Origin of the sequence: Microbacterium sp. TPD7012 (assembly GCF_003075395.1) — a bacterium.
In the GTDB taxonomy this organism is placed as follows: Bacteria; Actinomycetota; Actinomycetes; order Actinomycetales; family Microbacteriaceae; genus Microbacterium.
Genome location: NZ_QDFV01000003.1, coordinates 629,144 through 639,911, shown reverse-complemented (window position 1 = coordinate 639,911; position 10,768 = coordinate 629,144). Strand labels below are relative to the sequence as shown.

Annotated in this window: 8 protein-coding genes; 6 read left to right on the top strand and 2 right to left on the bottom strand. The window is 69.5% G+C overall.

Annotated features, from left to right (window positions below):
* Positions 1 to 72: 72 nt before the first annotated feature.
* The 5 genes from mtrA (at position 73) to raiA (ending at position 5,687) form a co-directional block, all read left to right on the top strand.
* Entirely contained in the window at positions 73 to 753 is a 681-nt protein-coding gene (mtrA, locus tag DC434_RS11245; protein WP_116635349.1) for an MtrAB system response regulator MtrA, read from the top strand.
* A gap of 7 nt (positions 754 to 760) precedes the next feature.
* A complete protein-coding gene (gene mtrB, locus DC434_RS11240; RefSeq protein ID WP_116635348.1) occupies positions 761 to 2,443 on the top strand; it encodes an MtrAB system histidine kinase MtrB in 1,683 nt (560 codons plus the stop codon).
* Positions 2,436 to 4,154: an LpqB family beta-propeller domain-containing protein gene (locus DC434_RS11235; protein ID WP_116635347.1), complete on the top strand. Its 1,719-nt coding sequence runs from the start codon at positions 2,436 to 2,438 to the stop codon at positions 4,152 to 4,154. The genes mtrB and DC434_RS11235 overlap by 8 nt, the downstream gene beginning before the upstream one ends.
* Positions 4,155 to 4,250: 96 nt before the next feature.
* A complete protein-coding gene (locus DC434_RS11230; protein WP_116635346.1) occupies positions 4,251 to 4,943 on the top strand; it encodes a phosphoribosyltransferase family protein in 693 nt (230 codons plus the stop codon).
* A gap of 87 nt (positions 4,944 to 5,030) precedes the next feature.
* Positions 5,031 to 5,687, top strand: a complete 657-nt coding sequence (raiA, locus tag DC434_RS11225) for a ribosome-associated translation inhibitor RaiA (RefSeq protein WP_116635345.1) — start codon at positions 5,031 to 5,033, stop codon at positions 5,685 to 5,687.
* Positions 5,688 to 5,751: 64 nt separating this feature from the next.
* Here raiA and DC434_RS11220 read toward each other — a convergent pair whose 3' ends face one another.
* Positions 5,752 to 7,089, bottom strand: coding sequence for a hypothetical protein (locus DC434_RS11220; protein ID WP_116635344.1), 1,338 nt, complete (start codon positions 7,087 to 7,089; stop codon positions 5,752 to 5,754).
* A gap of 74 nt (positions 7,090 to 7,163) precedes the next feature.
* Positions 7,164 to 7,766 (bottom strand): PadR family transcriptional regulator, encoded by a 603-nt coding sequence (locus tag DC434_RS11215; protein ID WP_116635343.1) that lies wholly within the window; start codon positions 7,764 to 7,766, stop codon positions 7,164 to 7,166.
* Between the two features lie 188 nt (positions 7,767 to 7,954).
* On the opposite strand from DC434_RS11215, the gene secA reads away from it, so the two are divergent.
* Complete coding sequence (gene secA, locus DC434_RS11210; RefSeq protein WP_116635432.1) at positions 7,955 to 10,759, top strand: preprotein translocase subunit SecA; 2,805 nt, start codon at positions 7,955 to 7,957, stop codon at positions 10,757 to 10,759.
* Positions 10,760 to 10,768 lie beyond the last annotated feature (9 nt).

Genomic DNA, 10,768 nt, shown 5'->3' with positions numbered 1-10,768 from the left:
CATCGTGTCATATCCCTGTACGTGGTGCGCAGACCTGGGGACCGCGGGACTCGGTGCCATAAGGTAACAGTTATGACCTCACGCATTCTTGTGGTCGACGACGACACCGCGCTCGCCGAGATGATCGGCATCGTGCTGCGCACGGAGGGTTTCGAGCCGGTCTTCTGCGCCGACGGCGCACGTGCGGTCGACGAGTGGCGCACGCAGCGTCCCGACCTGGTGCTGCTCGACCTCATGCTCCCGGGCATGGACGGCATCGAGATCTGCACGCGCATCAGAGCGGAGTCGGGCGTCCCCATCCTCATGCTGACGGCGCGCAGCGACACCGCCGATGTGGTCCGCGGCCTCGAGGTCGGGGCGGACGACTACATGGTGAAGCCCTTCAACCCGAAGGAGCTGGTCGCACGCATCCGCACCCGGCTGCGTCCGACGCCGCAGGCCACGAGCGAGCAGCTGAAGGTCGGCGACCTCACGGTCGACGTCGACGCGCACGAGGTGCGTCGTGGCACGACGCCGATCGCTCTCACCCCGCTGGAGTTCCAGCTGCTCGTCGCGCTCGCCTCGAAGCCGCAGCAGGTGTTCTCCCGTGAGATGCTGCTCGAGCAGGTCTGGGGCTACCACTACAAGGCCGACACCCGACTCGTGAACGTGCACGTGCAGCGCCTGCGCGCCAAGGTCGAGCTCGACCCCGACAATCCCAAGATCGTCATGACGGTGCGTGGCGTCGGCTATCGCGCCGGGAGCGTCGGTTAGGCGCACGATGGACGCGACGACAGCGACCACCACGGCCGTCGCTGTCATCCGCGACTGGCGCGGATGGCCGACCGTGCTCTCCGCGCTCTGGCGCCGGTCGCTGCGGTTCCGCACGCTCACCATCACCCTGATCGCGACGTCGCTGGCGATCTTCATCACCTGCGTCACGATGGCCCTCGTCATCCAGAACGACCTCTTCGTGTCGCGCAAGAACGTCGCCCTCCAGGATGCCCGCCGCGCCGTCGACCAGGCGCAGGACATCCTCGACGTCGCCGAGGTGAGCGACGACCCGGCTGCTCTCGCCGATCTGTGGAGCAGCATCCAGGCGAACCTGGCGCGAACCTCGAGCACCGATCAGCTCGCCGGCTTCCGCATCGACACGGAGTCGGACGGCGTGCGCCTGAACGGCTTCACCGCGGGGCTGAGCAGGAACCGGCTCAGCCCGGAGATCGAGGCGCGTGTCGAGGAGTTCGCCGATCGTCAGGCCTGGCAGTCGGTGGCCCTTCCCGTCGCGGATGGCGGCGAGGTGCCGGGGATCGTGGTCGGACAGCAGCTGAACGTGCCCGAGGCGGGACCGTTCGCGATCTACTTCGCCTACGACCTCGCCGATGCGGATCAGACCCTCGTGTTCGTGCAGCGGACGCTGTGGATCGCCGGGATCGGTCTCGTCGCGATCGTCGCGGCGATCTCCTGGATCGTGCTCCGCGCGGTGGCGACGCCGATCGTGCAGGCCGCCGAGACGAGCGCGCGCCTCGCGGCGGGCGATCTCGGCGTGCGTCTGGAGGTGCACGGCGAGGACGAGCTGGCCACCCTCGGGCGGTCCTTCAACGCCATGGCCGACAGCATCGAGGCCCAGATCAAGGAGCTCGGCGAGCTGTCGATGGTGCAGCAGCGCTTCGTGTCCGATGTGTCGCACGAGCTGCGCACGCCTCTGACGACGATCCGCCTCGCCGCGGACATGCTCAACGATCAGCGCGAGGAGTTCGATCCGACGACCGCCCGTACGACCGAGCTGCTGCACACCCAGGTGCAGCGGTTCGACACGCTGCTCGCCGATCTCCTCGAGATCAGCCGCTACGACGCGGGGTCCGTGCAGCTCGAGCTGGAGGCGACGAGCCTCGCCCACCTCGCCGAGGACATCATCGAGCAGATGCGTCCGCTCGCCGAGGGGCGCGGTTCCGAGCTGAGACTCGTCGGCCCCGGCGGCTACTCGCCGGTGGACATGGATCCTCGTCGGGTCCGCCGTGTGCTGCGCAATCTCATCGGGAACGCGATCGAGCACGGTGAAGGACGACCGATCGTGGTGACGGTCGACAGCAACCAGCACGCGGTGGCCGCCGGTGTGCGGGACTTCGGTCTGGGCATGGAGCCCGCCGACGCCGAACGCGTCTTCGACCGCTTCTGGCGCGCCGATCCCTCGCGCCAGCGCACCCTCGGGGGCACGGGGCTGGGGCTCTCCATCGCGCTCGGCGACGCGACTCTGCACGGCGGCACCCTCGCGGTGTGGTCGGAGCTCGGCGTCGGGACCAACTTCGTCCTCACGATCCCGCGGCACGGCGCGGTCCTGGACGGGCCGAGCCCGATCCCGATCGAGCCGCAGGAGCCGCTCGCCGAGCTCGGCGACGCGACCCAGCCCATCTCCTGGGCGGAGCTCCCCGGACTGCTGAAGGAGCCGGACGACGATGACTGATCGGAGAGGCACGCGGGTGCTGCGCGGCATCGCGCTGATCGTCGCGGCGCTGCTGCTGCCCGCGTGCGCCGGGCTGCCGACGAGTGGCGACGTCACGGTCGGCCTCGTGCTCGGCGAGTCGCCGCAGGACGTCGACTTCCTCCCGGTGGCGTCGGGACCGATCGCGGGCGCCGGTCCGGAGGAGATCGTCGAGGGCTTCCTCGAGGCGGGGATCACCACGTCGGAGAACTGGGCGACGGCGCGCGAGTTCCTCGCACCTGCGCTGCAGCGCGCATGGCGTCCGGCCGCGGGAGTGTCGATCGACGTCGGCACGGAGACCCGCGTGCTCACCTCCTCCGTCCCGGCGGATGCCGTCGAGGAGGCGGAGAGCGCCGAGGTGCAGGTGCGCCTCGACCTCGTCGCGAGCGTCGACGAATCCGGTGCGTATGCGGAGGCCCTCGGGCCGTCACCCGTGAAGTTCAGCCTCGAGCGGACGGACGACGGGGAGTGGCGCATCACGCAGGCACCCGACGGCATCGTCATCGACCAGCCCCGGTTCTCGAACGTCTTCGAGGGGTACCCGCTGCAGTACTTCGACGGAGAGTGGTCTCGGCTCGTGCCGGATGTGCGGTGGTTCCCGCGTCGGCAGAGTCCCGCGACCACCGTCACCCAGGCGCTGATCGACGGATCGCCCAGCGCCTGGCTCGACCCCGCCGTCCAGACCGCGTTCCCGGCCGACGTGCAGCTGGCGCAGGACGCCGTGCTGATCACCGACCAGGTGGCCGAGGTCGCGCTCACGCGCCCGGCGATCGGACTCGACCAGCTCACCCTGTCCCGCATGCGCACACAGCTGCAGGCCACGCTCAAAGCCGCGGGCGTGTCCGTCTCGCAGGTGCGCTTCTCCGTGGACGGACGCACGCTCGACGCCGGCGTCGTCGAGCTGGTGGACGCGCCGCCGGACGTCGGGACGCTCGTCCTGCAGAACGGGTCGTTCGGGAGGATCGTCGGGGACGAGGTCACCGCGATCCCCGGGATCACCCAGGGCATCGTCGCGATCGATCAGCCCATCGTGTCGATCGACGTCGCGACCGACGACTCTCAGGCGGCGGTGCAGCTGGCCGACAATCACGTCTACCTCGTCAGCGAGGGGAGCGTCGACGAGCTCGACGCGCGGCAGGGCCTGATCGAGCCGTCGATGGACCCCTACGGCTACACCTGGACGGTCCCTGCAGGCGCTCCGACCGCCGTGCACGCCCGGGGGAGCGACGTCGTGGAGCACCCGGTGGCGAACGCCTGGCCGACGGCCTCGGCGATCTCCGATCTTCGGGTCTCTGCGGACGGCGCGAGGGTGGCCGCCGTTGTCACGGTCGGTCAGCAGCGCTGGGTCGTGGTCGCCGCGGTGGTGCGCGATCCGGCGGGAATCCCCGTCGAGCTCGGCGACGTGAAGCAGGTGACGCAGCTCTCGGCTCCGGCGATCGGGCTGGCGTGGCTCGGGTCGGAGCGACTGGGGATCCTCATCGATCCGCAGAGCCCGCAGGTGCTCACCCAGATGGTGGGCGGGCCGGGGACCGCTGAGGCAGCACCGGAGGATGCCGTGTCGATCGCCGGCGCGCGGACGGTCGGCGGGCTCCGGGTCGTCGGCGTCGGCGGACAGCTCTTCGCCCACGCGGGCTCGGCGTGGCGGGAGATCGCCGCGGGGATCTCGGTCCTCGCGACCCGGGCGGGCGAGTGAATCGCCCCTCCTGCACGGCGGGCTGATCCGTTCGGTTCTCCCCGGCTGCGGCGTGCGTGCGTTCGTCGAGCTGTCCTGATCCGAGAGGATCGGCGGATGCTGCCCGCTTCCGCTCTTCGCACCCTCGGCGCCGAGATCGCCGCGTTCCTGCTCGCCGCCTCGTGCGCGGGGTGCGACGAGCCGGGTCGGCTGCTCTGCCCGTCCTGTCATGACCGGCTGGCGCCGACGCCGCAACGGGGGATGACGCCGGGCGGACTGCCCGTGCACGCCGCCCTCCGATACGAGGGGGTCGCAGCGCGTTGCATCCGCCGCCTCAAGGGCGAAGGGGAGACCCAGCTCGCCCGTCCTCTCGGGTCGGCGCTCGCCATCGTCCTGGCGCCCGTCCTGTCGTCCTCGACGTGGATCGTGCCGGTGCCCACCGCGAGGAGTGCGTTCCGCCGGCGCGGCTACCGTGTGCCCGACATGCTCATCCGCCGTGCCGGGCACACACCGCAGCGCGTGCTCTCCCTCGTGGCGAGACCCGCCGATCAGCGCGGTCTCGGGGTGCGCGAGCGGACACTGAACGTCCGGGGTGCGATGCGTGCGCGACGGGCCGGTCGCGGAGCCGAGGCGATTCTGGTGGACGACGTCGTGACGACCGGGGCGACGCTCGACGAGGCGGCTCGCGCACTCCGCGCGGCAGGGTTCAGGGTGAACGCGGCGGTCGCGCTCGCCGCCACGCCGCGGCGCGCCGGATTCGAAGGAGACTCATCGGGAACTCATCGACGACACGACGAAAGTCACCAGTGACATCGACTCGCAGGCGGACTACGGTTGGGGACCACAAGGCGACAACGGTCCGCCCTTGGCCGGGAGGACCGGGACAAGGAGACAGCAATGGAAACGAGCATCGTCGGCGTCGGAGTGGGAATCACCGATCGCTTCCGAACCGTTGTCGAGGAGAAGATCGCCAGGGTCGAGACGCTCGCGGGTCGAGCGCAACGGCTGGACGTGAAGGTCACGCACCGCGTCTTCCGCAACGGCCACGTCCCCGAGGAGACGGTCGAGCTCACGCTCGTCGGAAAGGGTCCGGTCGTCCGAGCTGAGGCGACGGACGGCGACAAGTTCGTCGCACTCGATCTCGCGATCGACAAGATGTCCGAGCAGCTGCGTCGTGCCAAGGAGAAGCGCGTCGACGGACGCCAGCACCCGCGCGGTGCCCACTTCGAGAAGGGCACCGGTGAGCTCGAGGGGATCGATGTGCAGCCGGCATCCGCCGACATCCTGCACGCTGTCGCCACCGGCACCATCCCGGTGCAGAACGATGACGAGGAGAGCTACTCGCCGGTCGTCATCCGCACGAAGAGCTTCGACGCGGAGTGGATGACGGTCGAAGAGGCCGTCGACCGCATGGAGCTGGTCGGCCACGACTTCTTCCTCTTCGTCGACGTCCGCACGGATCACCCGAGCGTCGTCTACCGCCGCAAGGGCTGGGACTACGGTGTGATCGCGCTGAGCACGCAGGCGCCGCCGTCGGAGGCACTGGCTTCCTGAGCTGAGACCAGAGAACGGCCCGTCCCTGAGGGGACGGGCCGTTCTGACGTTGGGTCGTGAGAGGTCAGTCGAACATGCCGTCGAGGAGGCTGCCGATCACGAGCCCGCCGAGGATGCCCGAGGCGATGTCGCCTCCACCGCCTCCGCGCGGCCGTCCGCCCCAGCCGCCGCCTCCGTAGCCGCCGCCACCACCCCAGCCCTGGTCGTCGGGACGGGAGGAGTCGATGTCGCGCTGCGCGAGCTGCAGGGCCTCGGATGCCAGGTGCGCGACACGGCGGGCCTGGACGAGCGCCTCTTCTCTCGTGTCCTCGGCCGGGAGCAGATCGGACAGGTCGACTCGCAGCCGTTCGGCCTCCGCGAGGCGTGTCCGCGCGTCGGCACCGATCCACCCGCGGTGGCCGGAGATGAGTCCGCGTGCCACGCCCAGCTGCCGGTCGGCGTCGTCGATCGCGTGCTGCACCTGAGGGATGCTCGGAAGGGGGTTCTCGGCGCGGTGGCGGGCCTTCGCGATCGCGTCGTCGAGCGCGGAGTTCGCGGTGCGGAGCTGCGACAGCTCCGCGAAGGGGTCGTTGGGGGTGCCGGACGGTGTCAGTGCGCTCAGCGCGGCCTGGAGAGCGGAGACCGCTTCGGCGACCGCGGGAGCCTGCGGGGCGGTGCGGGCGGCGATCAGATCGCCGCGGGAGTCTGCCACGACCTCGGCGAGGGTGGACTCGGCGCGCAGAGCCTCGATCTCGAAGTCCTCGACGGCGTCGAGCAGCGCGGACGCGCGGCGGGTGGCCTCGGTCGCCGTCTCGAGAGCGAGGTTGGCCTCTTCGTTCTGCTTGGCCGCGCGGCGGCGCTCGGAGATGTCGGCGCTGTGCGTCGCGAAGGCGATCAGCTGCTCGGCCTCGGCGGCGCTGGCCGTGATCTGGTGCATGGCCGACTCGGCGTAGCGGGCCGAGAGCCGCGAGACGGATTCGTTCGTCTGCGGGATGCGCGCGCTCAGCGCCGCGGCATCCGCTCGCACCTGTGCGATCACCTCTGGCGCCCTGCGCACCTTGGCGACGGATGCGGCGAGCACCGACGTCTTCTCGTCGAGCAGGTCCTGCGCCCAGTCGCACAGCTGGAGGATGCGCGCGTTGCGGGTGCGCAGCTCCTCGGCCGTGTCGGGGATCTCGTCGTGGTTCAGCTGGTGCAGCTGGAACGCCTCGCGCAGATGCGTGCGCACGGCGGCGAGGGCCTTGCGCAGGTCGGCGGTCAGCGACGCTCCGAGCTCGGCTTCGGCGAAGTCGAGCTCGTCGGAGGTGGTGCGGATCCTCTCGTCGGCGCCGACCAGGGCCTGCTCTGCGCGACGCGCCAGATCGGCGTCCTGTGCGGCGAGTTCTTCCTGTTCGCGTTTGCGTCTGCCCCAAAATCCAGCCATGGATCGATCCTAGTTTCCCCTGCGGTCGCGGTGGCTGAGCATCCGCTCCGGGCGAACGGGGTTCGCTGACGGCGTCAGGCGATCGCAGGAGTGCGGGTCGCGGGTCGGCCGCGCTTGGGTCGTTCGGTGGCCAGCTCCAGAGCCATCGCATGCTGCGGATGCTGTGCGAGCAGTTCTCCGGCGTGATCGAGCCAGCGCAGCTCGGCCTCGGCGGCGAAGATCATCGAGTCCCGCACGAGGGACCAGGCCAGATCCTCGGGGCCGTCGGATGCGATCTCGGGGCGGGGCGTGTGCCGGAGCGCGTGCAGCTGCCGCAGCGAGGCCTCGCGCTGCGCCTGGAGGGCGGCGGCCACGTCGACTCCCGGCAGGGTCGCGGCGACCGCGAGCTTGATCGCCAGCTCGTCGCGGGTCGCCGGCGTCCGGACCACGGGGGAGGAGAGCCACTGCGCGACCTCGGCCGATCCGGCATCCGTGATCTGCCAGTAGACGTGGCCGTGCTCGTCGGTGTCGCCGCGCTGCACGAGTCCGTCGCGCTCGAGCCGTTCGAGCGTGTTGTAGATCTGGCCCACGTTGAGGGGCCACGTCGAACCGGTGCGACGGTCGAACTCGTGTCGCAGCTGATAGCCGTAGCACGGACCCTGATCGAGGATGGCGAGCAGGCTCTGACGGACCGACATGGTGATCTCCCGACCGCGTGTTGTCGAACGCGATACCGAGTATATGGATACCGGGCAACCATCCGGACCGGCGCGCAGACCGCGCTTGCAGGCGACGTGCAGGTCACAGCCCGGTAACATGGCAAAGTATGCCTGGCGACCGCCTTCCGGTGGCCGGCGATTTACCCACTGACAGGGAGATGACATCCGTGGCCAATCCTCTTGAGAAGCTGCTGCGTGCTGGTGAGGGGCGGGTCATCCGTCGCCTGAACCAGGTGGTCAAGGCAGTGGGGGCGCTGGAAGAGGACATCTCCAAGCTCACCGACGACGAGCTGCGGAACGAGACGACCGAGCTCCGCGCCCGCTTCGAGAAGGGCGAGACGCTCGATCAGCTGATGCCCGAGGCGTTCGCCGCTGTGCGCGAGGCGGCCAAGCGCACGCTCGGCATGCGCGCCTACGACGTGCAGATCATGGGTGGAGCCGCCCTGCACCTCGGCAACATCGCCGAGATGAAGACCGGTGAGGGCAAGACCCTCGTCGCGACGTTCCCGGCCTACCTCAACGCGATCGCCGGCAAGGGCGTCCACATCATCACGGTGAACGACTTCCTCGCGAGCTACCAGGCGGAGCTGATGGGCCGTGTGTTCCGTGCCCTCGGCATGACCACCGGCATCATCGTCTCCGGGCAGACCCCGGCCGTCCGCCGCGAGCAGTACGCCGCGGACATCACCTACGGCACGAACAACGAGTTCGGCTTCGACTACCTGCGCGACAACATGGCGTGGCGCAAGGAGGACCTCGTCCAGCGCGAGCACTTCTTCGCGATCGTCGACGAGGTGGACTCGATCCTCATCGACGAGGCCCGCACCCCGCTGATCATCTCCGGTCCCTCGTCGGGCGAGGCCAACCGCTGGTTCGCCGAGTTCGCCAAGATCGCGCGCACGCTCGAGGCCGGCGAGGACTACGAGGTCGACGAGAAGAAGCGCACGGTCGGCGTGCTCGAGCCCGGCATCGAGAAGGTCGAGGACTATCTCGGCATCGAGAACCTGTACGAGTCCGCGAACACCCCGTTGATCTCGTTCCTCAACAACTCGATCAAGGCGCTCGCCCTCTTCAAGAAGGACACCGACTACGTCGTCATGAACGACGAGGTCATGATCGTCGACGAGCACACCGGCCGCATCCTGGTCGGTCGTCGCTACAACGAGGGCATCCACCAGGCGATCGAGGCCAAGGAGGGCGTTCCGGTCAAGGCCGAGAACCAGACCCTCGCCACCGTGACGCTGCAGAACTACTTCCGTCTCTACGACAAGCTCGCCGGCATGACGGGAACGGCCGAGACCGAGGCCGCCGAGTTCATGTCGACCTACAAGCTCGGCGTCATCCCGATCCCGACCAACCGGCCGATGATCCGCAAGGACCAGTCCGACCTCGTCTACAAGAACGAGACGGCGAAGTTCACCCAGGTCGTCGAGGACATCGCGGAGCGCCACAACAGCGGCCAGCCGGTCCTGGTCGGCACGGTGAGCGTCGAGAAGAGCGAGTACCTCTCGCGCCTCCTCGCCAAGAAGGGCATCAAGCACGAGGTGCTCAACGCGAAGAACCACGCGCGCGAGGCCGAGATCGTGGCCCGCGCCGGTCGCCTCGGCGCCGTGACCGTCGCCACCAACATGGCCGGTCGTGGAACCGACATCATGCTCGGCGGCAACGCCGAGTTCCTCGCCGTGCAGGAGCTCAAGGGCAAGGGGCTCGACCCCGTAGAGACGCCCGAGGAGTACGAGGTCGCCTGGGACGAGACCTACCAGGCGATGAAGGATGTCGTCGCGGAGGAGTCCGAGAAGGTCATCGAGGCCGGCGGACTCTACGTGCTCGGAACCGAGCGTCACGAGTCCCGTCGCATCGACAACCAGCTCCGCGGGCGCTCCGGACGTCAGGGCGACCCCGGTGAGAGCCGCTTCTACCTGAGCCTCACCGACGACCTGATGCGCCTGTTCCAGTCGGGTGCGGCCGAGGCGATCCTGTCGCGTACGAACTTCCCGGACGACGTGCCGATCGAGTCGGGTCTCGTCTCGCGGGCGATCCGCAGCGCGCAGTCCCAGGTCGAGTCCCGCAACGCCGAGATGCGCAAGAACGTCCTCAAGTACGACGACGTCCTGAACCGCCAGCGCGAAGCGATCTACGCCGACCGCCGCCACATCCTGCAGGGCGACGACATCGCCGGCCGCGTGCAGCACTTCATCGAGGACGCCATCGGCGGAGTCGTGGGAGACCACACCGGCGAGGGGCACAACGAGAGCTGGGACTTCGACGCCCTGTGGACCGAGCTGAAGACGCTCTACCCGGTCGGCGTCACGATCGACGAGGTCGTGTCGGAGGCGGCGGGCCGCAAGGGCGGCATCACCGCGGACGGACTCACCCGCGAGCTGCTCTCCGACGCGAAGATCGCCTACGAGAAGCGCGAGGAGTCGCTCGGCGAGGCCGCGACCCGCGAGCTCGAGCGTCGCGTCGTGCTGCAGGTGCTGGACCGCCGCTGGCGCGACCACCTGTACGAGATGGACTACCTCAAGGACGGCATCGGCCTTCGTGCGATGGCGCAGCGCGACCCGCTGATCGAGTATCAGCGCGAGGGTTACGCGATGTTCCAGTCGATGATGGGGCAGATCAAGGAGGAGTCCGTCGGCTACCTCTACAACCTCGAGGTCGAGGTCCGTCGTGCGGACTCGCAGACCGCAGAGGTCGAGGCCAAGGGCCTCGCGACCGACGGCGGCGAGCAGCGTCTGGAGTACTCGGCCGCGAACGACGCCGGCGAGGTCGAGGTCCGCAACGACCGCGGCCAGGTGCAGCAGGCCGCCACCGAGCGTCTCCGCCAGGCGGCGGCAGCACGCGCCCAGGCTCCGCAGGAGGAGACGGAGGAGGCACCGCGCGGTGCCTTCGGCCAGAGGACGGATGCCGCCGCTCCGGCAGCGGGCAACCGCGAGCAGCGTCGTGCGCAGGAGAAGAAGAAGAAGAAGTAGCGCGGTCCG

Bases quoted from the DNA above. Each gene is read 5' to 3' on its own strand.
- mtrB (WP_116635348.1), top strand. From the start codon at position 761: ATGGACGCGACGACAGCGACCACCACGGCCGTCGCTGTCATCCGCGAC.
- DC434_RS11230 (WP_116635346.1), top strand. From the start codon at position 4,251: ATGCTGCCCGCTTCCGCTCTTCGCACCCTCGGCGCCGAGATCGCCGCG.
- mtrA (WP_116635349.1), top strand. From the start codon at position 73: ATGACCTCACGCATTCTTGTGGTCGACGACGACACCGCGCTCGCCGAG.
- DC434_RS11220 (WP_116635344.1), bottom strand. From the start codon at position 7,089: ATGGCTGGATTTTGGGGCAGACGCAAACGCGAACAGGAAGAACTCGCC.
- DC434_RS11215 (WP_116635343.1), bottom strand. From the start codon at position 7,766: ATGTCGGTCCGTCAGAGCCTGCTCGCCATCCTCGATCAGGGTCCGTGC.
- raiA (WP_116635345.1), top strand. From the start codon at position 5,031: ATGGAAACGAGCATCGTCGGCGTCGGAGTGGGAATCACCGATCGCTTC.
- DC434_RS11235 (WP_116635347.1), top strand. From the start codon at position 2,436: ATGACTGATCGGAGAGGCACGCGGGTGCTGCGCGGCATCGCGCTGATC.